This window comes from Priestia sp. TRM10, from assembly GCF_057808375.1.
The window spans coordinates 176,459-202,004 of sequence record NZ_JBJZOT010000016.1 but is presented as its reverse complement, the minus strand read 5'-3'; the positions used below and the strand labels follow the sequence as shown (position 1 = coordinate 202,004).

General features: G+C 36.3%; 27 protein-coding genes. 13 read left to right on the top strand and 14 right to left on the bottom strand.

Annotation, left to right across the window (positions count from 1 at the left end; translation table 11 throughout):
• The first annotated feature begins 130 nt into the window (after positions 1 to 130).
• The 5 genes from ACK3CR_RS25135 (at position 131) to ACK3CR_RS25115 (ending at position 4,428) form a co-directional block, all read left to right on the top strand.
• Positions 131 to 580, top strand: coding sequence for an Rrf2 family transcriptional regulator (locus tag ACK3CR_RS25135; protein WP_124051587.1), 450 nt, complete (start codon positions 131 to 133; stop codon positions 578 to 580).
• A 152-nt stretch (positions 581 to 732) separates the two neighbouring features.
• Positions 733 to 1,044, top strand: coding sequence for a DUF3870 domain-containing protein (locus ACK3CR_RS25130; protein ID WP_243515050.1), 312 nt, complete (start codon positions 733 to 735; stop codon positions 1,042 to 1,044).
• Positions 1,045 to 1,146: 102 nt separating this feature from the next.
• A complete protein-coding gene (locus ACK3CR_RS25125) occupies positions 1,147 to 2,313 on the top strand; it encodes a DUF819 family protein (RefSeq protein WP_243515052.1) in 1,167 nt (388 codons plus the stop codon).
• A 15-nt stretch (positions 2,314 to 2,328) separates the two neighbouring features.
• On the top strand, positions 2,329 to 3,411 hold the full coding sequence (locus ACK3CR_RS25120) for a dipeptide epimerase (RefSeq protein WP_243515062.1): 1,083 nt from the start codon (positions 2,329 to 2,331) through the stop codon (positions 3,409 to 3,411).
• Between the two features lie 18 nt (positions 3,412 to 3,429).
• Complete coding sequence (locus ACK3CR_RS25115; protein ID WP_243515067.1) at positions 3,430 to 4,428, top strand: C40 family peptidase; 999 nt, start codon at positions 3,430 to 3,432, stop codon at positions 4,426 to 4,428.
• A 148-nt stretch (positions 4,429 to 4,576) separates the two neighbouring features.
• Here ACK3CR_RS25115 and ACK3CR_RS25110 read toward each other — a convergent pair whose 3' ends face one another.
• The 4 genes from ACK3CR_RS25110 to ACK3CR_RS25095 form a co-directional block, all read right to left on the bottom strand.
• Positions 4,577 to 5,323, bottom strand: coding sequence for a PepSY domain-containing protein (locus ACK3CR_RS25110; RefSeq protein ID WP_243515081.1), 747 nt, complete (start codon positions 5,321 to 5,323; stop codon positions 4,577 to 4,579).
• A 143-nt stretch (positions 5,324 to 5,466) separates the two neighbouring features.
• A complete protein-coding gene (locus ACK3CR_RS25105; protein WP_243515091.1) occupies positions 5,467 to 6,183 on the bottom strand; it encodes a PepSY domain-containing protein in 717 nt (238 codons plus the stop codon).
• Between the two features lie 92 nt (positions 6,184 to 6,275).
• Entirely contained in the window at positions 6,276 to 7,655 is a 1,380-nt protein-coding gene (locus ACK3CR_RS25100) for a HAMP domain-containing sensor histidine kinase (protein ID WP_430240064.1), read from the bottom strand.
• Entirely contained in the window at positions 7,655 to 8,347 is a 693-nt protein-coding gene (locus ACK3CR_RS25095) for a response regulator transcription factor (RefSeq protein WP_040060679.1), read from the bottom strand. The genes ACK3CR_RS25100 and ACK3CR_RS25095 overlap by 1 nt, the downstream gene beginning before the upstream one ends.
• Before the next feature lie 165 nt (positions 8,348 to 8,512).
• Between ACK3CR_RS25095 and ACK3CR_RS25090 the strand changes: the two genes are divergently transcribed.
• A complete protein-coding gene (locus tag ACK3CR_RS25090; protein WP_488976280.1) occupies positions 8,513 to 8,785 on the top strand; it encodes an acylphosphatase in 273 nt (90 codons plus the stop codon).
• 6 nt (positions 8,786 to 8,791) lie between these two features.
• On the opposite strand, the gene ACK3CR_RS25085 is transcribed toward ACK3CR_RS25090, so the two are convergent.
• Complete coding sequence (locus tag ACK3CR_RS25085) at positions 8,792 to 9,880, bottom strand: nitric oxide synthase oxygenase (protein ID WP_243515097.1); 1,089 nt, start codon at positions 9,878 to 9,880, stop codon at positions 8,792 to 8,794.
• Positions 9,881 to 10,095: 215 nt separating this feature from the next.
• Between ACK3CR_RS25085 and ACK3CR_RS25080 the strand changes: the two genes are divergently transcribed.
• The gene (locus ACK3CR_RS25080; RefSeq protein ID WP_243515099.1) at positions 10,096 to 10,251 is read left to right on the top strand and encodes a hypothetical protein; all 156 of its coding nucleotides are present in this window, start codon (positions 10,096 to 10,098) and stop codon (positions 10,249 to 10,251) included.
• Positions 10,252 to 10,291: 40 nt separating this feature from the next.
• Here the strand turns inward: ACK3CR_RS25080 and ACK3CR_RS25075 are convergent, their stop codons facing one another.
• From ACK3CR_RS25075 to ACK3CR_RS25040, 8 genes are all read right to left on the bottom strand, one after another.
• The gene (locus tag ACK3CR_RS25075) at positions 10,292 to 11,377 is read right to left on the bottom strand and encodes a toxic anion resistance protein (RefSeq protein WP_243515101.1); all 1,086 of its coding nucleotides are present in this window, start codon (positions 11,375 to 11,377) and stop codon (positions 10,292 to 10,294) included.
• 14 nt (positions 11,378 to 11,391) lie between these two features.
• On the bottom strand, positions 11,392 to 12,996 hold the full coding sequence (locus ACK3CR_RS25070) for a YceG family protein (protein WP_488976279.1): 1,605 nt from the start codon (positions 12,994 to 12,996) through the stop codon (positions 11,392 to 11,394).
• Between the two features lie 21 nt (positions 12,997 to 13,017).
• On the bottom strand, positions 13,018 to 13,230 hold the full coding sequence (locus ACK3CR_RS25065) for a helix-turn-helix domain-containing protein (RefSeq protein WP_243515107.1): 213 nt from the start codon (positions 13,228 to 13,230) through the stop codon (positions 13,018 to 13,020).
• 185 nt (positions 13,231 to 13,415) lie between these two features.
• Positions 13,416 to 14,186, bottom strand: a complete 771-nt coding sequence (locus tag ACK3CR_RS25060; RefSeq protein WP_243515110.1) for a TerC family protein — start codon at positions 14,184 to 14,186, stop codon at positions 13,416 to 13,418.
• A gap of 32 nt (positions 14,187 to 14,218) precedes the next feature.
• Positions 14,219 to 14,797, bottom strand: a complete 579-nt coding sequence (locus tag ACK3CR_RS25055) for a TerD family protein (RefSeq protein WP_019390561.1) — start codon at positions 14,795 to 14,797, stop codon at positions 14,219 to 14,221.
• 64 nt (positions 14,798 to 14,861) lie between these two features.
• Positions 14,862 to 15,440: a TerD family protein gene (locus ACK3CR_RS25050; protein WP_243515112.1), complete on the bottom strand. Its 579-nt coding sequence runs from the start codon at positions 15,438 to 15,440 to the stop codon at positions 14,862 to 14,864.
• A 55-nt stretch (positions 15,441 to 15,495) separates the two neighbouring features.
• Positions 15,496 to 16,107 carry a TerD family protein gene (locus tag ACK3CR_RS25045; protein ID WP_243515120.1) on the bottom strand — a complete coding sequence of 204 codons (612 nt, stop codon included), beginning with the start codon at positions 16,105 to 16,107 and terminating at the stop codon, positions 15,496 to 15,498.
• Positions 16,108 to 16,372: 265 nt separating this feature from the next.
• Entirely contained in the window at positions 16,373 to 17,557 is a 1,185-nt protein-coding gene (locus ACK3CR_RS25040; protein WP_243515130.1) for an aminotransferase class I/II-fold pyridoxal phosphate-dependent enzyme, read from the bottom strand.
• Between the two features lie 409 nt (positions 17,558 to 17,966).
• Between ACK3CR_RS25040 and ACK3CR_RS25035 the strand changes: the two genes are divergently transcribed.
• The 6 genes from ACK3CR_RS25035 to ACK3CR_RS25010 all read left to right on the top strand — a co-directional run bounded on the left by ACK3CR_RS25035 (position 17,967) and on the right by ACK3CR_RS25010 (position 24,611).
• The gene (locus ACK3CR_RS25035) at positions 17,967 to 19,352 is read left to right on the top strand and encodes a 2-hydroxycarboxylate transporter family protein (RefSeq protein ID WP_243520982.1); all 1,386 of its coding nucleotides are present in this window, start codon (positions 17,967 to 17,969) and stop codon (positions 19,350 to 19,352) included.
• Positions 19,353 to 19,508: 156 nt separating this feature from the next.
• On the top strand, positions 19,509 to 20,312 hold the full coding sequence (gene motA / locus ACK3CR_RS25030; RefSeq protein ID WP_243515132.1) for a flagellar motor stator protein MotA: 804 nt from the start codon (positions 19,509 to 19,511) through the stop codon (positions 20,310 to 20,312).
• On the top strand, positions 20,305 to 21,051 hold the full coding sequence (gene motB, locus ACK3CR_RS25025) for a flagellar motor protein MotB (RefSeq protein WP_243515146.1): 747 nt from the start codon (positions 20,305 to 20,307) through the stop codon (positions 21,049 to 21,051). The genes motA and motB overlap by 8 nt, the downstream gene beginning before the upstream one ends.
• 94 nt (positions 21,052 to 21,145) lie before the next feature.
• Positions 21,146 to 21,964 (top strand): alpha/beta fold hydrolase, encoded by an 819-nt coding sequence (locus ACK3CR_RS25020; RefSeq protein ID WP_243515149.1) that lies wholly within the window; start codon positions 21,146 to 21,148, stop codon positions 21,962 to 21,964.
• 161 nt (positions 21,965 to 22,125) lie between these two features.
• The gene (locus ACK3CR_RS25015) at positions 22,126 to 23,682 is read left to right on the top strand and encodes an ABC-F family ATP-binding cassette domain-containing protein (protein ID WP_061802420.1); all 1,557 of its coding nucleotides are present in this window, start codon (positions 22,126 to 22,128) and stop codon (positions 23,680 to 23,682) included.
• A gap of 140 nt (positions 23,683 to 23,822) precedes the next feature.
• A complete protein-coding gene (locus ACK3CR_RS25010; protein WP_243515150.1) occupies positions 23,823 to 24,611 on the top strand; it encodes a zinc-dependent metalloprotease in 789 nt (262 codons plus the stop codon).
• A gap of 41 nt (positions 24,612 to 24,652) precedes the next feature.
• Here ACK3CR_RS25010 and ACK3CR_RS25005 read toward each other — a convergent pair whose 3' ends face one another.
• Positions 24,653 to 25,390 (bottom strand): polysaccharide deacetylase family protein, encoded by a 738-nt coding sequence (locus tag ACK3CR_RS25005; RefSeq protein WP_243515152.1) that lies wholly within the window; start codon positions 25,388 to 25,390, stop codon positions 24,653 to 24,655.
• Positions 25,391 to 25,546: the final 156 nt, after the last annotated feature.

Here is a 25,546-nt window from a genome sequence, read left to right as displayed (position 1 = left end):
GATTGATTGTACATCGAAATAGTCTAAAAAGATATATATAAAATACATCTTTAAAATATTTGTCACATTTAGCTTTAAAAATTAAACATGCTATTATAGTAGATAAGAATAAAAGGAAAGAGGCTGTTCCATGAGATTAACACAGTATACGGATTATTCTTTGCGCGTTCTCATTTATTTAGGGTTGCGTGATCAACATAAACTAAGCAACATTAAGGAAATTGCAGAGTCTTATAACATCTCCAAAAATCATCTAATGAAGGTGACTCATCAGCTCGGACAAATGGGTTTGATTAAAACTGTTCGAGGACGAAATGGGGGCATCGCTCTTAACAAAGCTCCGCAAGATATTAATATTGGAGACGTTGTAGCTCAAACAGAAGAAGATTTTCAAATTGTTGAATGCTTCCAGCAAAATAGCTGCTGTGCAATCTCCTCTGCCTGCAAGTTAAAAGGTGTTTTAAGGGAAGCGCTAAAAGCTTTTTTAGCTGTTCTCAAGCAGTATACATTAGAAGATTTAATTCAAAACGAAGCAGAACTTTACTTTTTACTTCAAACAGAAAAGACAACGAAAAAATAAGTTGTCTTTTTTATACATATAAATTATTTAAATATTGAGAATTTTATCTCCATATAATACAATAAGATTAAAGCTTGTCTCTTATTATGAGGTTTGTTTACTCTAAAAGTAAATTTCGCCCGTAATATCCGCAGCGAGCAGGAGGAACTTTCGTGTTCAAAAACGATACTGTTTATATTATTGGAGATGCGAAAACATCTTCAAATAATCCGATTACGCAAAAATATAACGCTTTTTTTATCGCGCTTGTTGTAGAGCGCTCAACAGGGATGATTATAGATGCAGACTGTTCAGCTACTATTCCTCTTACGTCAGCATTTGTTAAGTCCATTCTCATTTATAAAAACATTCAAGATTATGAAGAACTATGTGCTGAAATTCAAAATCGTTATTTTGGATCTTCCCAAAAAGCATTAACAGTAGCGCTTAAAAATGCGCTCATTAAATATAATAGTTTAAAATAATTAGTGCTGCTTGATCTGTTTCACGCAGATGAAATCCAGCCTTTAGAGGACGCTTTCTTCTAAGGGCTGGATTTTTTCATTTTATTTTAAGGAGGAGCTTTTATGATTGAAAATGGGTTCTTATATGTGAGCATTTTAATTGCCTTTACAGCTGTTGTTGCGCTTGCTGAAAGCAAAATTAAAAGCAAGTTTTTTAAATACGTACCAGGCATTGTGCTGATTTATATCGGCTGTACCCTTATGCAAACATTTGGGCTGTTTGGCACGAGTGACTCAATGGATAGCACTTATAATTCCTTAAGAGGCGCTCTTTTACCTGCTATGCTGATGCTTATGCTTTTACACTGTGATTTACGGAAGCTGTTTAAACTTGGGCCTAAGATGTTGCTTACTTTCTTTGCAGCCTCTTTTAGTATCATCGCGGGATTTGCCATTACCTTTGCTCTTTTGCAAAGTTTTTATGCACCTGGTACTGATAAAGCGTTCGCAGCACTAAGCGGAAGCTGGACAGGTGGTTCTGCCAATATGGTGGTCCTTCAAGATATTTTAAACGTTCCAGAAGGCATTTTCGGCTACGCGCTTATTATGGACACGATTAACTATTCCATTTGGGTAATGTTTATGTTCTGGCTTGTGCCTTTTGCAAAAGTTTTTAATAAGTGGACAAAAACAGATACAAAGTACTTAGACCAAGTGACGGCAGAGCTTGCTGCTTCATCTGAAGAAAGCGAATCTAAAAATATTGGCTTTGTTGAAATGCTTGGGATGCTTGCACTCGGACTTTTCGTAGCCGCAATTTCAACAACAATTGGAAATAGGCTTCCTGAGCTTGGGGAAGCTGTAAATGGGACAACATGGACCATCGTTATTGCATCTTTTGTAGGTGTTGTGCTTGCTATGACGAAAGTAGCAAAAATTCCTGGTTCAATGGAGTTATCAAAAGTGATGCTTTATATCGTCATTGCACTTATTGCTTCACATGCAGACTTCTCACAGATTTTACAAGCTCCTATCTACATTTTATCTGGTTTTATGATTCTGTTGTTTCATGCTTTAATCATGATTCTTCTAGCCAAAATTTTCAAACTTGATTTATTCACAATGGGTGTTGCTTCTCTTGCCAACGTGGGAGGAATTGCGTCAGCACCTATCCTAGCAGGAGCTTTTCATCGCTCATTAATTCCAATTGGCATCATTATGGCCATTATGGGCAGCTTTTTTGGTACGTATTTTGGCCTTATTACAAACTTTATTCTTTCCAAACTATAAGAAAGGATGAACAAAATGAAAATCGAGACGATCTCTCTCCATACAAAGGTTATTCCATTGAAAAAAACGTTTAAGACGGCTCTACGCACTGTAACATCAATTGAAAACGTGTTTGTCTTTTTGAAGCTTGAAAACGGCATAGTTGGAATAGGATCAGCAGCTCCAACTGTTGCTATTACAGGAGACAGTACTGAAGGAATCAAAGATATTATTAAAAATGTACTAGCTCCACTTTTAGTAAACAAAGACATTCACGATTTGAACTTTCTTCTAACCGCTATCCAAAATGCGTGTATTGGGAATACAAGTGCTAAAGCAGCCGTTGAAATTGCCCTTTATGATGCCTACAGTAAGCTGTTGGGTCTTCCTTTATATACGCTACTCGGCGGAAAAAAGACTTTATTAACAAACGATATGACTGTTAGCGTAGATTCTGCTGAAAACATGGCAAATGAAGCAAAAAAGCTAATTTCTAAAGGATTCTCGATCTTAAAAATTAAAGTGGGGGAAAACGGTGAAAAAGATATAGAACGAATTTTGGCCGTGCGTAAGGCTGTAGGTCCCTCTGTTTCTCTAAGAATTGATGCAAATCAAGGATGGAGATCAAAAGAAGCGGTCAAAATTATTCAATCACTTGAAAGACAACAGGTAAACCTTACACTTGTAGAGCAACCTGTTGATGCTACTGACATTGAAGGGCTTAAGTTTGTCAAAGAGCAAGTTTTCACTCCTATCATGGCTGATGAAAGTCTTTTTTCAACTAGAGATGCTATTCGTCTCCTTGAGAACAAGGCAGTTGATTTCTTGAATATTAAACTAATGAAAACTGGAGGCATACGAAATGCTCTTACGATTGCCAGTATTGCCCAATCTTATAATGTTGAATGTATGATTGGAAGTATGATGGAAGCTTCCATTAGCGTTGTTGCTGCTGCACATGTAGCAGCATCCCATCCTAACATTACAATGATTGACCTTGATGCCCCGCTTTGGTTGGAAGATTTAACTGTTGATCATCATATTCTGAAGGAGAAAATCATTTTATCAGAAGACAGCGGGATTGGTATTTCTCACAACTCCCTTTCCATTTCTGTCTAATTTAGAGGAGGATTTGCTATGAAAAAAATGTGGGTTTTTATTTTATCTCTGTTATTTTTGTTTTCTTTTTCTTCTGTGACAAAAGCAAAGGAAATGAAAAAAGATGAAGCTTTTGTGAATGTTTCAGTAGCGACACTTTGGACAGAGCCAAACATTGCAAGAAAACTTGATGTCCCTTCTACTTCAAATCCAGTTGATATGAAAAAATGGACTTCGACTATGAGCTATGACGAGAAGTTATGGCTTGTTGGGAATTTAGAAACACAAGCCCTCTATGGCTCAAAAGTGACTATCCTTGAAGAACAAAATGGTTGGGTCAAAGTAGCGGTACATGATCAGCCAACACCTAGAAATGAAAAAGGTTATCCTGGCTGGATGCCTAAAGCTCAACTTTCTAAAAGCCCTTCCTTTTCCGTTTTAAAAGAAAAACGTCCATTTGCTTTAGTAACAGCAAACACTGCATCTCTTTTTAAAGATTTTGCCGAAAAGAAGAAAGGAATAGAAATCAGTTTTAATACAAGACTTCCCGTGCTCAAAGAGAAGAAAAACAAATTACTTGTATACACTCCAAACAGCGGAGCACAGTGGCTACGCAAATCTGATGCTTCTATTTATCAAACAGAGCAAGACATTCCAAAGCCAACTGCTGATGATTTAATTCGCTCTGGGAAACAGTTTTTAGGATTGCCATATCTTTGGGCAGGAATGTCTGGATATGGATTTGATTGTTCAGGCTTTACGTACACTCTTTATAAATCCCATGGTATCACTATCCCTCGTGATTCCTCTGTCCAAGCAACACACGGAAAGCCTGTTGAACGAGAAGATCTTCAAAAAGGCGATCTTATTTTCTTTGCATATGAAGAAGGCAAAGGGCGTGTGCATCATGTTGGGATGTATATTGGAAATGGTGAAATGATTCATTCTCCTAATACGAGCACAACGGTGAAAATTGATAAAATTGAAACATCTGGATATGGAGAAGAATATGCAGGAGCAAGACGTTACTTACGTTAAAAAAAGGGAATCGAGTCTTGGACTCGATTCCCTTTTTTTCGATGTATTTCCCATAAAATAATACTAATTTATTTTATTATTCCACTTTATTCGACCTCTATTTAACTTATATACAACATTTCAGGCGATCTTATAGCTTTCTTATAGATTAATCATCCCATTCTACTTCTATTACATCACCAGTTGTGGCAGAAACAGTTACTTCTGCTTCTCCTTTATTCGATTGAACCTCAATCTCGTAAAGTGCTACACCATCATCTTCATCAAGTTCGGTGCTCACAACTTCTCCATCAACTTCTTTTAAAGCAATACTTTCTGCTTTTTGTGCTGTAACTTTCACTTGAGATGAATTAATACTGTCGTCATCGCGGTCGTCATCACGATCATCCTCATCTTTTTGAACATGCAGCACATCACCTGTAACAGCATCAATTTTCACTTCCTGCTCTAATCCGTTGTGAGTTACTTCAACTTCATAAACTACTTTTGCTGTTCGGTCATCATAATCTAAGTCAAGATCCGTCATTTCTCCAGATACTTTGCCTAAAGCAATTGTCTCAGCTTCTTGTGCTGTAATTTTAGCTTGCTCTTTTAGCAGATCATCCTCATCTTTTAACACTTTACCTGTTTGCCCATTAATTTCAATGTCTTTTTCTCCATTTTGAGTTTGAACTTCTACTTCATAAATAACATATGGACCTTCTCGATCTTGATCAACGTCTGTAACTTTTCCATCAACTTCTTTTAAAGCAATACTTTTTGCTTCATCTATGCTAATTTTAGCAGATTGCGTATTTTTATTTGCTTCTTCACTATTTGTTCCCATTGCATGTACTCCATAAGCTGCACTGCCAAATGCTATTGCACCTGCTAATACTGTTGCTTTGAATTTCATAACTTTCATCCTCCTATCGTTTTCTTACTTTTATATTACCTACAGAAAATGATAAGAAAAGGAAAAGAAAATGATAAACGTATGAGAAAACTATTTAATTTCCATGATGAAAGAAAAACCTTGCACAATGTGTACAAGGTTTTTTAGTCATCTTTATCGAGTTCAAAACGAATAATTGTGCCAGTATAAGCATTAATGTAAACTTCAGCTTCTTGCCCGCTACTGTCTTCAATCTCAATCTCATACTGCAAAAGACCATCTTCTTCTCCTAGATCTGTTTCTTTCACTTTCCCCTTAAACTTGGTAAGAGCAATTTCCTCTGCTTTCTTTTTATTAATAATTGAAGACTTTTCACTATCTTTTCCTTCTTGTTCTGTTTCGTTAGTTTCAAGCTTATACTCTTCCTTAGATAAAAGTTCTCCGTCCATTTTAGCAATTTTCATTTGCACTTTTTTTTCTTTCCCTGTTACCTCAATATCATAATAAGGATTCTTTTTATCCTCGTGAAGCTTAATATTTGAAATATCGCCTGTCGCTTGTTTCAAAGCAATATCTTTAATCTCTGTTTCAGTTAACGACGTCTTTCCACTACTTTTAATTTGAACAAGATCTGTTACTTCTCCATCTTCACTATTAATAATAGCTTTATAAATTCCTGATTCGTTTTGAAATTGAGCAATATAGCTTTCACCAATATGTTCGACACTTTGGATTTTACCTCTATATTTTTCAGTAATAAGACCTTTTACATCATGCTGACTATAATGTTTTTCATCTTTTGATGCAATCGTACGATAAGTACCAAATCCTAAAATGACAATAAGGAGTAAACTAAGAAGAACAATCAGACTTTTTCTCATATCTGTTCCTCCCTTCTTATCAAAAACTATAGCAAAACAAAATGAGAAAACAGTAAGAAAGAACTATAAATGATTGAAATTCCGCAAGGATTTTATTTCCTTTTCATTCTTTTCTTGGGATAATCTTGTTTTATATGAAATGGAAGGGCTATCGTAAATGTTGACCCTTCTCCAAGCACACTCGTAAAGGTAAGCGTTCCTTTATGAGCTTCTACAATGTTTTTGGCAATAGCAAGACCCAGACCTGTTCCACCGCTTTTTCGGTTTCTTGCTTTATCCACTCTATAGAACCGATCAAAAATAGATGCTTGATCTTCCTGTGGAATACCAATTCCGTAATCTTGAACAGAAACTGTAATGCCATTTGGCTTCTTGTGAAGAGACACATCCAAATGTTTCTCACTATACTTTAGGCCATTATCAAGTAAAATAATCAGAAGCTGTTTGAGCTTATTGCAGTCGCCTACAATAGTCATATTTTCTTCCCCTTTATGAACCTTAATTGTTCTATTATAGGCATGCTCTAAGCGCTGTGAAAGTTCTGTAACAAGGTGCACAACATCCACTTCTTCTTCCTGAAGATCTCCTTGTTCATTGCTTTGAGCAAGCATAAGCATCTGTTCTGTCATCTCTTTCATTCTAACAGCTTCAGAATGAATAGCTTCAATCGATTCTTCAAGGACTTCAGGCTTTTTTGTACCCCATCTCTTTAGGAGGCTTGCATAGCTTTCAATAACAGTTAGTGGTGTCTTTAACTCATGTGAAGCATCTGACACAAACTGCTGCTGTTTCTCAAAATTCCGCCTTAAAATGTCCATCATATTATTGAATGTTTTCCCCATAATGTATAACTCATCACGCGAAGATTTTGGTAATGAAAGTTTTTTAAATCGTCCATTCTTTTGAATTTCCTCCATCGTTTGCACAAGAGATTGGATAGGTGAAAGCACAATATTTCCTAAGGTTCGGCTCGCAAGAATAATTGGAATTAAAATTAAGAGTGACGTTCCAATCAAAACAAAACGAAGAGCACTTAAATTTTCACTCATTTGTTTTAAGCTTGTTGTAATCTCTAAACTCACAATTGAACCATCTGTCCAAATCAAGGGATGATATACAACAGCAAACTTTTCTCCATTATATTCCCGTACAAATGCTTTTTCCCCATGCTGATACGTAACAGGCAGCTTTTGAAAATGAATTTCTTTTGTTAGAGTATTTGATACAAGCTTATTGTCTTCGTCAATCACGCGTATCATTCCATTTGGGGGCAGGTATGCTGTTAATAGCTGTTGAAGATTATCTTGAGGTTGAATTGTACCAACCATGTCTTTTGCTTGGGTTTGAAGACGTTCTAGTTCACTGTCTGTTGTCATTTTATTAAACAACAAATAAACAGCACTATTTGCAAGCAACAGTAACGAGAGCAACGTTACTGTTGTAAAAATATAAATTTTATACTTAATAGGCATTAAGCTTGCTCCTTTAGCGTATAGCCTACTCCTCTAACCGTATGGATAAGTGGTGTATCAAAAGGGTAGTCTACTTTTCTTCTTAAATAACGCACATATACATCAACAACATTTGTATCGCCATAGTAGTCAAACCCCCACACATTTGTGAGAATTTGCTCTCTGTTTAAAACTTGCTGCTTGTTTCGAAGCAGATAGACAAGCAAATCAAATTCTCTTGGTGTTAATTCAATCGCTTCTCCGCGTCTAATCACATCTCTTGTCTTCTCATTAACCGTTAAATCCCCTGCTTGAAGCTGTTCCTCTTCTTCTTCTTTTTGATATATTGCATTTGTTCTGAGACATGCACGAATTCTCGCTAACAGTTCTTCAATTTGGAAAGGCTTTGTAATATAATCATTGGCTCCTTGATCAAGTCCGTTAACTTTATCTACAACAGAGTCACGAGCTGTAATTAATATAACAGGAGTATACGTATCCGTAGAACGAATCCTCCTCAGCACTTCCATTCCATTTAGCTCTGGTAGCATAACATCAAGCAAAATAAGGTCCCAGTTGCCTTTTTGAAAGAGCTCTAGCCCCTCTTTACCGCTCGTAGCAATATCTGATTGATATCCTTCGTACTCTAATTCTAAGGAAATTACACGAGCAATTTTTTCTTCATCTTCAATGATTAAAATATTTTGAGTCATTTGTTCCTCCTTATTTCCCTAAAACTTCTATACCTATTTTAACTTTTGTGACTGTTTCTATAATTTGAAGTATAGCATAGGTCATTCTCTAAAAAACGCCTCTTGCCTTTTCAAATGTTTAATAAATTCAGATTTGTTAATATCAAATAAAAGGAGGTTAATAAAATGAAACATTATCATATTATTGTCCAAGGAAAAGTACAAGGGGTTGGATTCCGCTACTTCACAGCTCTTCAAGCAGGTGAATTTGATTTAGTTGGTTTTGTTAGAAATTCAGATGATGGATGTGTTGAGCTTGAAGTAGAAGGTGCTGAAGAGCGGATAAAACACTTTATAAAGAAAGTAAAAGGTGGTTCTCCTTTCTCACGAGTGGACAAACTTTCTTACTCAGAGCAAAACCACCTTGCAAACTTTTCTTCTTTTAAAATTCATTATTAACATTTTCTATCCTTCATATGGTCTTGTTTGATAGAAGTAGTTGGGCGTTAGCACTTTATTTTGATAAGGTTTATGAAAAATATGCGTTGTAGCAGGCGATAAAGGGGGAATAAGCCATGTCCAGTTCCCTGTTACACCTCGTCCTGCTTTTCGCTCTTTTTCTTCAAAAAGGCGGAACTGCTCTGCTGCTGTATGATGATCAACAATGCTGACTCCCTGCTTTTTAAAAGAAAACAATACAGCCTCGTTAAGTTCGATTAAAGCTCTATCTTTCCAAAGTGTTGCATTCCGACTTGTATCTAGTCCTAGTATAGAAGCTACTTTTGGCAAAAGATTATATCTATCAGTATCAGCTAAATTTCTTGCTCCAATTTCTGTTCCCATATACCATCCATTAAAAGGGGCTGCTGTGTAGGAAAGCCCCCCAATTTCTAATCGCATATCAGATACAATTGGCACTCCATACCATTTTACTTTGAGATCCTTAAACTGTTGAATTCGAGGATGTTCAATCATCACTTCCACAATAGCTGTTTTCGGAATTTCTCTCCAAACTGGTTTTCGTTTCCCAATGCTCACAACAAGAGGAAGAAGATCAAAATTTGTTCTTTCTCCTTTCCAACCTAGTCTCTCACAAACTTTTGTAAACGAAAGAGAAGCGGAGTCACCAATCAGCCCAAACTCTGTTTGATAGCCTGCATAGCGAATAAGCTGATGATTCCAGATCTGAACCTTTTCTTCCCCTTGCTCTTCTCTAAATATACTAATTGTAGGCCGAACTTTCCCTCCGTTTGTTGCATATTCAATATGCTCAATAAGGGCATCTAATACTTCTTCTTCTTTTCTTATATGCCGCTTATCACGAACTGTCAGCGAGGCCCAAAACAAACGCCCAATACAGCGATTGCTATTCCGCCAAGCCATCCGTGCACCATGTTCAAGCTCTTCAAATGTATGTTGATAACTGCCGTTTCTCTCTATCTGTTCAACAACTGCCGTTATTCTCTCTTCTTTTTCTTCCTCTGTTTTATGAAGCTCTGTATAACAAATTTTAATAAACTCTTTTGCCTGTTGGATAAGTTCTTCTGATGTCATGTAACCCCTCCTCTTTTCTCCTCCTTACACTCTAACATCTCTTTCTTATTAAATTATTCTCTAAAATTGAAAGAATCATGAACGTAAATAAAGAAACAATATTCGCGCTTCTTATTGACGATTAATTGTTTTTAAAAGATAAACGCTTTGTAGCTTACTTTTTAAGGAAAAGAAAACATACTACGTGCATACATCTATAAAAAGGAGGAATGCTTATGCTAAATATGCTGCTTGCTACACTTGGGATTCTTGTCCTATTCTTTGCCGTGACAGCTATTTTTATCGTTCTATTCCGCTCTTTAGTTGACTCTAGTCAATCTAAAAAAGTAGATAATTTGCCATCCTCACACAACAAAGAAGAAAGCATATAAAAAAGCCAGATCTTCCGAGAAGGAAGGTCTGGCTTTTTATTTACTTTCCATAGTTTTTCATCTTATCCTGAAGTTGCATAACGCGTTTTGTACCATCTTCACGAAGACGTTTGTTTTCCTCTTCAATTGCCTGCGTCTCTTCCATCCCTTTCATAATGATATTCCAAGATTCTTCAAGCGTCTCAATTTTCACGCTAGGCTGACCAGACATACGAGCAATTTCCGTACTTTGTGTTGAAATATTTTGAGCATTTTTTAAGATCATTTCATTTGTACGACGATCAAGCTCACTTAATGAATCTGCCACAAGCTTTTGGCGTTTTGCTGCAACGGCTTGAATGATACCATTTTTGAAGATTGGAATAGTTGTAATAAAGGCCGAGTTCACTTTACCAATCAGCTTTGTATTCCCACGCTGAAGCATCCGAATTTGTGGCGCTGTTTGAACAGCAACAATACGCGCCATTTCTAAATCATAGATTCGTTCTTCCAGTGCTTGAATGCTGTTATTTAATGTATCAAGCTGCATTGATGCCATTTGGTTTCCGCCTGCTGCTTTTTTCTCTAACTCCGGGACCTCTGACTTAAGCTCATCCACTTTAAGTCCACCAGCAACAATATATTTTTCTAAATCTAAGTAGTATGCAATATTATGTTGGTACATATCTTCTAGCGTATTTGTTGTTTGTACCATCTTATCTTTGTAGCCTGAAATTTCTCCATGAATTTTATCAATTTCTTTTCCAAGTGTTTGATATTTAGCGAAAATCTTATCAATCATCTTTTCGCCACGTTTAAAAATTTTGCCTAAAAACCCTTTCTTTTCTTCAAAATCATTCTTATCAAATTTGTCCATTAATTTACCAAGCTGTTTTAGCATTGTACTTGAGTCATTCATCTCAGACGCTCGCATCATTGATAAGATTTGATCTGAAAACTGAGAAAGCTGCACAGCAGGCTCTTTCCCGAATTCTAATAAAGCCGTTTGATTTCTGTAATCAATACTTTGTGCAAGCTGCTGCACCTCTGGTTCTTTACGAAGCTCAAGCCTCGTTTCATCTGCTGTGACTTCTGTTAACTGATCATCAGGCTCTGTTGTTACTAATCCTGTATTTGAATTTGTCATGATAATCTTCCTTTCTATTTTTTCATAGATTTTAATACTTTACGAAAGATGGAAGGTTGCTTAAAATCTTGCCCAAACACCATTTCATCTAGCCAGTGTGTATCAAAGCATTCGCTGTTAAGATAAAGCTCTAAATCATTATGACCTTGTGGATTATAAAGGAAAAGATCAAAGCCAAATTCATTTAAAAGAAGCAAAAGAGCTGCATCGGAACGAGAAAGAACGCCATTTTTTTCATTGCAATATAAGACAAGCTTTGGTACTTCTTGCGCATAATCAAACTTCTGCATCAATTCTAGTACAAACGTTGGAATAGATGTAATTTGAGTAAAAAGATAAAGCTTAGCCTCTTCTTCTGTTTCTCCTTGTTTTGTCAGCCAATTTGTTGTTTTGCATGTATTAGCAATAGCAGTTGCTATCCCTTTTTGTAATCCTTCTGGCAAATGCTCATATTTCCACCAGTTGCTTCTTCTCATCTTCTCTTCGTCAAGCTCACCATTTCGGTTTAGGCAATGTTGATAGTGATATTGATAGTTTGCTTGAATTTCTGTCGTGAACGGAAACGATTGGACAAGTGATGCTTCTTCATATTCTGTTAAGGTTTGAACACGATCCCAATATTCACGTTCACTATGTGATACTCCCATAATTTTAGCAAATAAATTTGGAATGCGAACTTGTTCGTTCTGAACGGAAAAGTTCGGTCGAATAAATGCTCTCTCTTTTGCTAGAATAAATGTCTCATCATACGTTGTTTTAAGGGTGACAGCCGTTGGCACGTAATCACGAAATTGCCAAGGTTTATAAAGGGAAGATCCTTCATGATGAATTGTATGATGCATTTCTTGTGAAGCTTTGTAAGCAACTGTACCTTTTCGCTCAGGTTCTTCTGTTGGAAAAGGTTTGATTTCCCCTTTAAGCGGATGTTTCACAACATCTGTAAATGTCTCTTTCTCATCTATTAATGAGAAATCATCTTCTCCGCCTGGTTGGAAAATGATAATATCAAAGCCAAGTAAAGCTAAATAATAGAAAAAATACACCTGACTTTTATTCATATCTCCATACCATACAATACAAGGTGGTTTCTCAAGAATAGAATATGTTTTTAACCATGAGTCAAGATGATTCCAAGACCACTTCATTAAATCTAAAAAGATGCGCCTGAAGTCCTCATGTGCAAAACCATAGTGTTGATCAAAGTGTTTTAATACTTCCATAAAGGATAAACGAATATGACGATGAAAGAGCGGATTTTCATGTTTGGGGATAAGTTGTTCACCTTCTAAAAAAGCAACAAAGCGGTTAATGGATAATCCGTTCTCTCTCTGGTTAACCATATGGATTTTCTGGATTGCTTGGAACCGTTCTTGTGAAATAGTTTTATCTAGCTCCTCACTTAATATATGAACATTCTGTTTTTGAGCCAACTCATAGAGCTTAATATAATACTCTGTTTCATCATGGGTGATGCCAATAATGCGAGCGCCAATCGTGGAAAATGCAAGACCTTCTTCTTCACTATAACCCGGTCTCTCTTTTAGCGGCTTCTCTATTTGCTCCCCCCAGCTATCGATTTGGAGCGGATAGTGGGAAATAGTAATTTTTTGTCCAACCATTCTTTCTCCTCCTTTCTGCTATCATTTGTTTTTAGGACTTTTAGGGTGACCAAAAACTGCAACCATGCCAGAGCGAGTCACTGCATAGCAGTTACCAAATTTCCGAATACTTCCTACTGGAAAATCTTGAACCCTTTTCCTTAGTGTTGATGAGTTAATTCCCCATTCTTCACAAGCTTGGGCTGAACTTAAAATATGATTGCTGCTTAAATTGATTTTATTTAGTGTTATCATCTATCACAACATTCTTTCTATTACTAAAATAAAATTGGCTTTTATTCATATGGATGTACCTCCCAAATCATAAGAAACCTATTGTATAGTGTAGCTCCATTAAATAGATACAGTGAAAGACACCGCTTTCTTCAATCATGAGTTACAAAAAGAAGGAGACATAAAGACTCCTTCTTTTTTATTAATTACTCGTCCTCTTTTGAAGCAGCAACTTCGTCCATGTGATGCTTTTTCTGATTTCGCTTATGAATAATAAATGTAATAACAAATGCTAAGATAACAATAATAAAGAATGCAGTATGCGGCAATTCATAATGAAATACACTTGCGAACATTTTTAAAGCAATAATTGCAATTAATATAAAAGCAGTATGTTCTAATTCTGGAATACGATCCATTAGACGTAAGAAGAATCCAGCAACAGTACGCATCATAATAATTCCAAGCACTCCGCCTAATAAAAGAACCCAAACTTTCTCAGAAATTGCAAGGGCAGCTAAAATACTATCTACTGAAAAGGCAAGGTCCATCAATTCAACAGCAATAACTGTTCCCCAGAAAATGCCAAATACACGCACTAAAAATCCCGGTTTCTTTGCTCCACCTTCATCATTTCCATTGAGGAAGAAATGTGAGATAACAAGCCAAGCAAGATATGCGGCACCTAACACTTTAATCCACCAGAACTTAATAAGGAACATGCCTAGTCCAATGAATAAGAATCTAAAAAATACGGCTCCAAAAAGTCCGTAAGTTAACGCCTTTTTTTGCTTGTCTGCTGGCAACGGCTTGACCATTGTTGCTAATACAAGAGCATTATCTGCAGATAACAAACCTTCTAAAATAACAAGTGTACCAATTAATCCCCACGAAACGGGGTCTGTTAATACTTCCGCCCATGCATGCAAGTCAAAAGCTTGTGCATAGGTATGAAGCATTTTGTGTAAAATTTCCATATCAGTTCCTCCTACTAGATGAAAAGCAGCTGTTATACTTCTAAGCCATAGTTACGGCAAAGAGCAGCTAAACCACCAGAAAATCCACTGCCAATTGCGTTGAATTTCCAATCTCCATTATGACGATAAAGCTCACATACTACAACGGCTGTTTCGATGGAAAAATCTTCCCCTAAATCATAACGAATCAGTTCTTTCCCTGTTACTTCATCAACGAATCTAACAAAAGCATTTGAGACTTGTCCAAAGTTTTGGTTACGGCTTTCCGCATCGTGAATAGTAACAGTAATACCTACTCTATGAATATTTTCAGGAATTTTTGAAAAGTCAACGACCAGTTGCTCATCATCTCCTGATCCTTCTCCTGTTCGGTTGTCTCCAGTATGCTCAACGCCACCACTTGGATGTTTTAAATTGTTATAAAAAATAAAATCATGATCATTTTGACAGTTTCCTTTTTCATCAGCTAAAAAAGCAGATGCATCAAGGTCAAATCCAGCACCGCCATCGTATTGATTCAAATCCCAACCAAGTCCAATGATTCCTTTTACTAACCCAGGATTTGTTTTTGTTAAATCAATGCGCTGACCTTTTGATAATGAAATTGACATTGTTATTCCTCCTTTTTTATTCTGAGAAAAGCCGGTGCTTTTTAGCACCGACTAATTGTTTTATTTACACATCTAAACCGTAGTCTTTAACAAGTGCAGCAAGTCCACCTTGGTAACCAGAACCAACAGCAGCGAATTTCCACTCTCCACCATGGCGGTAAAGTTCACCAACTACAACAGCTGTCTCAATCGAGAAGTCTTCTCCTAAATCGTAGCGAATAAGTTCTTTATTAGACTGCTGATCTAGAATACGAACAAAGCTGTTTGAAACTTGTCCAAAGTTTTGGCTACGCGCTTCGCCATCGTGAATCGTAATTACAAAAGCAATCTTTTCAACATTTGAAGGAACAGCCTGTAAATCAACAGCAACTTGTTCGTCGTCTCCAGCTCCTTCTCCTGTACGGTTATCTCCTGTATGTTCAACAGCACCGCTTGAATGCTTTGGCTGATTATAGAAGATAAACTCTCCTTCAGATGGACATTTTCCAGCTGCATCTAATAGGAAACAAGAACTATCTAAATCGAAGTCCTTCCCTCCATCATATTTATTTGTATCCCAACCTAAACCAACTGTAACTTTTGTTAATCCAGGATTTGTTTTTGTTAAATCAATTTTTTGTCCTTTTGATAATGAAATAGCCATAATTTCTCTCTCCTTTTTATATGAAAGTAAACAAATAGCCTTTCTTCAATACATCTTAAGAATAATTACGAACAAGCTCTTGAAGGTTTGTATCTTTTGTTCCATCACCAATAGCACCAAACTTCCAGTCACTACCATGACGATAGATTTCTGCTACAACAAGACTTGTCTTTCCGCTGTAATCATCACTTAGATTAAAGCGAAGAAGTTGTTCGCCGTTATCTTGGTTTTGAACGCGAATATAAGCATTTTTAAGCATTCCAAAATCTTGTTTACGACGAACACAATCATAAATATTAACAACAAAAACAAGTTTGTTTATGTAAGATGGAATATCCTGCAAATTCACTAAAACTTGCTCGTCATCCCCAGCTCCCTCACCTGTTAAGTTGTCTCCACTGTGTGTTACACTTCCGCATGAGCTTTTTAAGTTACCAAAATAGATAAGCTGCTCTTTTTTCGTAATTTTGTCATCTTGTAACATAAGAACTGAAGCATCACAATCAACGTTCGGAGCTTTATTTCCGCCTCCAAACAAAGAGCTTAAAAGCCCTCCGCCACTGCTTGATTGAACAGGATCCCATCCTAATCCAATTAAGATATTGGAAAGTGTTGGATTTCCCTTTGTCAAATCAATACGCTGACCTTTTTGAAGCGTAATCGCCATTGGATTCCCTCCTTGTCATTTCAAAAATCACGTTAACGTGATTTCCCCACCTATTTATCGTATTATAGTTTAGTAGTTTTATCAAATTGCTGTACTCCAAATTTCTTAGATAAATAAGTCTTAATATGTAATACGAACAACATAAAAGAAGGTTTCGTTTTTTGTAGAAATTTGTTCTCTAATCATAAAAGTGACCAAGCTATCGCGAGGATGTCGCCTGGTCACCTCTTTTTTCAAAAAAACATTAGAGCATTTTTAGTTTCTTCTATTGAATACGATCCAGTGCGCTTTTTAAATCCTTCCATATATCTTGCCATTCTTCAATTCCAACTGATAATCGAATAAGTCCATTTGTAATTCCCATTCGTTCGCGCTCTTTTAGTGGAATACCTGCATGGGTCATTGTAGCTGGATGCTGAATTAGTGTTTCAACATCTCCCAGGCTTACTGCGATTTTAATCCATGACAATGCGTTAAGAAACGCTTGTGCTTCTTCTTTCCCTCCTTTAATTTCAAACGAAATAATCCCTCCGCCAAGACTCATTTGCTTCTTAGCGATTTTATAATGAGTATGATTAGGATCAAAAGGATAATAAACATTTTCAATTGCTCTATGTTTACTTAACCGGTTCATAAGTTTTTCAGCATTTAAACATTGCCTATCAAGACGTACACCAAGCGTTTTAATTCCTCGTAACAAAAGCCAAGCATCAAAAGGAGAAAGAATTCCACCCATATCTTTATGAACAGACTTTTTCATCTCTTTCATACACTCTTCTCCACCTACAACAAGTCCTGCAATTACATCTCCATGTCCTCCTAAATATTTAGTAGCGCTATGAATGACAATATTACACCCCCATTCTAAAGGTCTTTGAATATATGGAGAACTAAATGTATTGTCGACAACAACAGGAATGTGGTTTGCTTTTGCAATACAAGATACAAGCTCCAAGTCAATAATTTCCATTGTAGGATTTATAGGAGTTTCAATAAAAATACAGGCTGTTTCAGGACGAATAAGTCCTTCTATGCTTCGTTTCGTGTCCATTTGGCAGAAGTCATAAGTAATATTGTATTTCTTTTTCATAAATTCCAGAAGCGTATACGTACATCCATATATGCCACTTGAACATATAACATGATCACCTGCCTTCGTAAGAGAAGATAATACAGCAGAAACCGCTGCCATGCCGGAACCAAAAGAAAGACAAGAAAAACCACCTTCAAGCTCAGCTATCTTTCTTTCAAGAGCTGAAACGGTTGGGTTCCCTAGTCGGGAATACATATATCCTGCTTCTTCTCCAAGAAATCTTTTTTCACCTTGCTGGGCTGTTTCAAAAGAAAATGTAGAGGTTTGAAAAATGGGAAAAGATAAACTTTTCGTCTCTTCTTGCAATTGTTCAACATCGTGCACAAGCTTTGTGTTCATACGTTGTTTTCCTTTCACGAACCACCGCCTCCTCACAATGCTTTCTCTCTATATGTATATGCTCCTATTTTCAAAAATCTGTTTATCCTACTTTTTACACCATTACTATATTTATCATATCGATTGTTACTTTATTTTCTTTAATTAAAAAATGTAAATTCACTTCCAAAATGTAAGCAATTTCATTTTTTTGATAATTTAAACTAAATTTTACCTCTTTTTATGTTCATTCACCTTTATTCTATTTTCTAGAAGTGAAAAACTTATATTATCAAGGATTTTATTCCATTAGAATCAACAAAGTATTCCTCTACAACTTTTCTGAATTTGTAGCTTTTCAAATGATAAAAATCTATTTTTTTAGTTTCAAAACTTTTATAAATAGTTTAATAAAATGTTCAAAGTATCGTCACAATATTAAAATGAAATTAACATTAAGCAAGGGGGTATTACGATGCAAAACGCTAGAGAAATGGAAACGGTTACTTTTTCACCAGATAACAATAATAAAAATTTCTTTCAAAAGCTTATGGATATTAAGGTAGGTCCACTTCCTTTACCGCTTTATGTTCTTTTTTCAGCTATCGTTATTGCGGCTGCAATTTACAATCAACTTCCGCCTGATATGATTGGTGGATTCGCAATTATTATGGTTGCAGGATTTCTTTTAGGGGATATTGGTATGAAAGTACCGATTTTGAAAAACATTGGTGGCCCTGCTATCATGTCATTGTTTATTCCATCACTATTCGTTTTCCTAGGTTGGATGAATGATTCTTCCATGGAAGCGGTTACAACGTTAATGAAGACATCTAACTTCTTATATTTCTATATTTCCTGCCTTGTTGCTGGTAGTATTTTAGGAATGCACCGTCTTGTTCTTGTACAAGGATTCATGCGAATGGCTGTTCCACTTATTGTTGGAACGATTAGTGCAGTTGTTGTTGGTGTTTTAGTTGGTATGCTTTTTGGATATGATCCAAAACATACACTTTTCTTCATTGTCGTACCAATTATCTCTGGAGGAATTGGTGAAGGAATTTTACCTCTTTCATTAGGTTACTCACAAATTCTTGATCAACCTTCTACTGAACTTGTATCACAGCTTATTCCAGCTGCGATTATTGGTAACGTATGTGCCATTATCTGTGCTGGTTATATGAAAAACTTAGGTGAAAAAAAACCACATTTAAATGGACAAGGAATGCTTGTTAAAACAGGTAATGATGAAGAATTATTAAAAGCAATGAATGAAAAACGCAAAATTGACTTTTCTCTTATGGGTGCTGGACTTCTAATTGCCTGTACGTTCTTTATTACAGGGAGCCTTGTACACGGTTTATTAGATAAAGCTTTTGGCCTTAATATCCCTGGTCCAATCGTTATGATTTTTGCAGCAGCACTTGTTAAGATTTTTCAACTTCTTCCGAAAAAGATGGAAGATGGAACATACAACTTATACAAATTTATTTCGACAAACCTTACATGGCCACTTATGGTTGGATTGGGATTACTTTATATCCCATTAGAAGACGTTGCTGCTGTATTAACAGTTGGATACGTAGTGATCTGTGCTTCTGTTGTATTAGCAATGGTAACAGCTGGATTCTTCGTTGGTAAACTTATGAAAATGTACCCTGTTGAATCTGCTATTGTAACAGGCTGTCACAGCGGTCTTGGTGGAACTGGAGACGTTGCTATCCTTTCTGCTTCAAACCGTATGGGCTTAATGCCTTTCGCACAGGTTTCTACTCGTATCGGTGGAGCAGTTACTGTTATTCTTGCAACACTTTTACTTGGCATATTTATGTAAACTTAAACTCAAAAACCCAGAAAGAGATATCCTCTTTCTGGGTTTTTATTTTTTCCTTTTTAAAGTATTAACATCTTCTAAAAACTGTCGATGAAAAGAATAGAAGAGCACATCAACTGTAATCTTTAATAAATGTAATTAGGTGGCTAGCATACTATGGATAAAACTTCTCTCATTGGTTTAATTGTTGGAATCATTGCTGTTTTTGTTGGGATGATTTTAAAAGGTGTGAATGTAACAGTATTATTCAACATTCCTGCCTTGCTAATCATTGTGCTTGGAACCGTTGGAGCAGTAACAATCGCTTTTCCAACACAGGATATTAAAAAAGTACCAAAGCTCTTTGGAATCTTATTTAAAGAAAATAATAGCTTAAATGTAGAAACACTTATTCCTCTTTTCGTAGAACTTTCTTCTCTTGCACGAAGAGAAGGACTACTAGCTCTTGAAAGCAAAGTGGAAGAAATTGATGATCCATTTTTAAAGAACGGTTTAAATCTAGCTGTTGACGGCCAGCCGCATGACTTTATCCGCGACGTAATGACAGAAGAAATTGAAGCAATGGAAGATCGCCATCATACAGGTGCATCCATATTTACACAAGCTGGCACATATGCACCTACACTTGGTGTTTTAGGGGCTGTTGTTGGCCTTATTGCAGCTCTTGCTGATATGAGCGATATTGATAAACTTGGTCATGCTATAAGTGCTGCTTTCGTTGCTACACTATTTGGTATTTTTACAGGCTACGTACTATGGCACCCTTTTGCAAACAAATTAAAACGAAAATCTAAATATGAAGTAAATATCCGTTACTTAATGATTGAAGGAGTTATGTCTATTGTAGAAGGACAAGCTCCAGCTGTAATTGAACGTAAACTTGTTTCATTCTTGTCGATTAGTGAACGTGAGAAAGTATTAGAAAGAAGAGATAGTCAGCAAGGTGAAGCAGATGGCTAGGAAAAGAAAATCTAAAAACCATGATGATCATGTTGATGAATCGTGGCTCATTCCTTATGCAGATTTGCTGACTCTTCTTTTAGCTCTTTTTGTTGTTTTATTTGCAAGTAGTAGCATAGATGCAGAGAAAATGAAGCAGTTCGCAAGCTCCTTTAATGAAGCATTTGATGGCGGAACAGGCGTATTAGACGAAAAATCCTCTGTCCCCCCTACTGTTTCTAATAATTCGCTGCCACAAGGTGCAAATACTGAAGAAGAAAACAGTCCAAATGAAGAATTATCGGGGTTGCAGCAGAAAGTAGATGAATATATAAGCAATTCTGGACTTCATGGTAAGCTTCAAACAACTCTTTCAGACGACGGATTAAAAATCACAATTTTAAATGATGTATTTTTCACTTCTGGAAGTGCCGAAGTGCAACAAGTAAACTATAAAGTCGCACAAGATATTGCAAAGTTACTTGTCATCAATCCGCCAAGGCAAATTGTAATTGCAGGCTATACTGATAATGTTCCTATTTCAAATGCTAACTTTTCTTCTAACTGGGAGTTAAGCTCAATGCGCGCTCTTAACTTTATGAAAGTGCTTCTTGAGAACAAAGAATTGAATCCCCAGTGGTTTAGTGTAAGGGGTTATGGACAATATCATCCAATTGCATCAAATGATACACCTGAAGGTCGAGAAAAAAATCGTCGTGTAGAAATTTTAATTACCCCATCTTCAAAGCCAAGTGAATAATCATTTTTAAAACCTATTGTTAGCCATTGTTTTCCCTTCTGCCTTATAATAAAAGAAAATCCTATTTTTGGATTCTCTTTAAGGAGGAATAACAGTGGCTTTTTTTCATACAAAAGATGGTACTCGCCTTTATTATCGTACAAAAGGAACTGGCAAACCAATTGTATTCATTCATGGATGGTCAAATAGTCACGAAGCTTTCTTACTTCAAGAACAACATCTCTGTGATGATTATCATGTTGTTACATATGATTTGCGAGGACATGGAAAGTCAGACAAACCTCAGCAAGGCTTATCTCTTCGTACTTTTGCCAAAGATTTAAAAGAATTACTGGAGCATCTAGAATTAGAAGATGCCCTTCTTGTTGGATGGTCCATGGGGACTTCTGTTATCTTTGAGTACCTTCGTCACTTTAATCAAGAACATATCTCAAAGGTTTGTTTTGTTGATATGACACCTAAATTGTTAAATGATAAAACATGGAAACTTGGTCTTTATCATGGCTCATTTACAGAAAAAGATAACCTCACTGCCCTCACAACTATTTTTGAAGATTGGCCTTCATATGCTAAAACATTTATAAAAGCTACAATTCCTTATTTAACAGAAGAACAAATTGAACAACTTTTCCATCTAAAAGAAGATAATCTTCCACATGTTATGGCAGCAATGTGGCTTTCCATGAGTGCAAACGACTATCGTGATGTTCTTCCTGCGATTACGGTTCCATCCCTTATTATATATGGAACAAAAAGCACACTTTACTCAGAAGAAACTGCCCAATATATGGCGCAGCACGTTACACATTCCACTCTCCTACCTTTTGAAGGATGTACACACTTTCTAGTTGGAGAGCAGCCTCATCGTTTCACTGAAGCAATCAGAGATTTCGCAACTGAAGAATCTTCGTAAAAGAAGGTTTTTCTTTTTGCAAGAAGAAAAAAGAAGTTTTTCCTTTAAATATCCCTTTTAATTTCTCTTCTCCTCCAATAAGATGGACTAGAGAGAAAAACATTGTTAAGGTTTTAAAAGGTTAAATTTATTAAGAATAACAAGAAGAAAAGGTGTAAAACATGAGTATTTTAACAGTAAAAGACCTAAGTCACGGGTTTGGTGACAGAGCAATTTTTGATAATGTTTCATTTCGTCTTTTAAAAGGTGAGCACATTGGTTTGGTCGGTGCAAACGGAGAAGGCAAATCAACTTTCATGAATATTATTACAGGTCAACTTGAACCTGATGCAGGAAAAGTAGAGTGGGCTAAAAAAGTGCGCGTCGGCTATTTAGATCAACATACAGTTTTAAAGCGTGGATTAACAATCCGTGATGTATTAAAAAGCGCTTTTCAATATCTGTTCGACCTAGAATCTGAGATGAACGGAATGTACGAGAAGATGGGTGATGTTACACCTGAAGAGCTAGAGAAAATGCTTGAAGAAGTAGGTGTCATTCAAGATACGTTAACAAACAATGATTTTTATGTAATCGATGCAAAGGTAGAAGAAATTGCACGTGGATTAGGTTTAGAAGATATTGGGCTCGATCGAGATGTTCAGGATTTGAGTGGTGGACAACGGACAAAAGTTTTGTTAGCTAAGCTTCTACTTGAAAAACCCGATATTCTACTACTTGATGAGCCAACGAACTATCTTGATGAACAGCATATCGAATGGCTAAAACGCTATTTATTGGATTATGAAAATGCATTTGTTCTCATTTCACACGACATTCCTTTCCTAAACAGCGTTGTTAACTTAATTTATCATATGGAAAATCAAGAACTTAATCGCTATGTTGGCGATTATAATCATTTCCTAGAAGTATATGAAGTAAAGAAACAGCAACTTCAAGCAGCTTACAAGAAACAGCAACAAGAAATCTCTGATTTAAAAGACTTTGTCGCTCGTAATAAAGCACGTGTTTCAACGCGTAATATGGCTATGTCTCGTCAGAAAAAACTTGATAAGATGGATGTTATTGAACTGGCTGCTGAGAAACCAAAACCAGAGTTTCGCTTTAAAGAAGGACGTACAGCAAACAAGGTTATTTTTGAAACAAAAGATCTTGTTATTGGATATGATGAACCCCTCTCAAAACCACTGAATCTTCGGATGGAACGGGGACAAAAAATCGCTTTATTTGGTGCTAATGGAATTGGGAAAACAACGCTTTTAAAAAGCATCTTAGGAGAAAATAAGCCTGTCTCAGGTGAGGTTGAGCGCGGAGATTACCTTGAAATTGGTTATTTTGAACAAGAAGTTAAAAACCCATCAAACCGTACTTGTATTGAAGAAATCTGGCAAGAGTTCCCTTCATTTACTCAATATGAAGTGCGTGCAACGCTTGCGAAATGTGGGTTAACAACTAAACATATTGAAAGTAAAGTTGAAGTACTAAGCGGTGGAGAAAAAGCAAAAGTACGGCTATGTAAACTCATTAATCAAGAGACAAATGTACTTGTTCTAGATGAGCCAACAAATCATTTGGATGTTGAAGCAAAAGCTGAACTTAAACGTGCTATTAAAGACTACAAAGGAAGCGTTCTGCTTATTTGCCACGAACCTGAATTTTATGAAGACATTGTAACAGATAGCTGGAATTGTGAAAGCTGGACAACAAAAGTCTTTTAAGATGGTATGCCAAGAAGGCATATCATCTTTTTTTGTAAAAACAATTTTAATATTATTTAATTATATGTATTTTTTCAAAGGAAAATGTCCCCTTTTGTCGAATAGTAGTATATAAGTTTACTATATTAGGAGGACAACACGTGAAAAAAACACCTTTCATTCTTTCCCTTATTCTTAGTGCAAGCTTTATTCCTTTTGGAGCTGTTAATGCTCATGAGGAAACGAACACAGCACCTCAATACATAGGAGACAAGCTTCCGCAGCATCGCGAATTCGCAAACTTAACAGAACACCCTAAAACTGAAAAAACAGTTAAAGCAAATGTTTTAGATAAAAATGGACAAATAATTGATCAAAAAGTATTTGAGAAAACAGCTGATTCGACAAATTCATCTTCACCAACTGATCAAGGTACACAAAAAGTAACAGTTCTTGCTGTCGCTGATGAAGAATATAAAGCAGCATATCCTGACTGGCAGAGCCGTATTCAATCTATTGTGGAAAAAGCGGATGATGCATTTAATCGAGATCATAATATTGATTTTGAAGTAAAAGGATTAGGAGATTGGGGATCTTCAGGACAAAACAGTGAACAAATTCTTGCAGACCTTTCAAACGACTGGGATGGTCAAGGATACGACTTTGTGGTTGGATTTACTCGTGATGCTAATTTTGATGCAGGTGGAATTGGCTACGTTTATAACTCTGAACCATTTGGAAGTGCGATAAGCGTGAATTTAGACCAAGGAACAGCTAATACAGCAAAAGCTGCTCAACACGAAATTTCGCATAACTTTGGACTTGGTCATGATCCACAAGGAAGTGGGATCAGATGTATTATGAACTATGACTATGCTTATTCTGTAGACTATTGGGACCCTGAACATAACGAAACGATAGAAAAAAATAAAATTTGGTACGGAAACTAAACAAGAAAGCTTCTCTTAAAAAAAGAGAAGCTTTTTTAACGTTAAAAGGATGGAACTTTATCATGACCTGTTTGTTGTAAAAGCTGAGAAACGGTTACAAACTTATATCCCTGCTTTTGAAGATGAGAAAGAATAATAGGCAACGCTTTTATTGTTTGAGTTCGATTTCCTCCTGCATCATGGAAAAGGACTACATCACCTGGCCTTACACCTGAAAGTACATTTTGAACAATTTTATCAACGCCAGGCTGCTGCCAATCTTTAGAGTCTTGATGCCACGACCACAAAACGACTCGATATCCTTCGTCAACTGCTGCATCAACAACGGCGTCATTATATAATCCACCAACAGGTCTAAAAAAAGTAGGACGTTGGTTTGTGATACTTGTAATTGTGTGATGAGCCTTTTGTATTTCTTCCTGCACTTCTTTACTGCTCATTCCGCTTAAACTATGATGTGTAAAAGTATGATTCTCGACCTCATGACCTGCTCCAACTTCTCTTCGGACAATACTTTTATAATTTTTCACTCTTGAACCGACTACAAAAAAAGTTGCTTTTGCATTATATTCTTCAAGAATAGAAAGGATTTCAGGGGTGTACACAGCATGAGGACCATCATCAAACGTAATAGCTACAATTTTTTTACGTGTTGGGATGTCCCAAATTACGTTACCTGTTTGTTCAAACTCTTTCCTTCCCTTCGCTGCATTGCTTTCGATTGGTTGTAATATTGATAAAAGGAAAATGCAGACTATACACGTCAGTAATGTTCTCATACGATACACCCCTACATTCGTCATAATGATGTAGTATTTGCTGTTCTCTTCTTTTCTATACGAAGCCCATTACTGTACAGCGACATCATCTCCAAAAAACAACAAAAAGATATTTCCCCGAAAATATTGTCTTCTATTGTAGAAAATGGGCAAAGA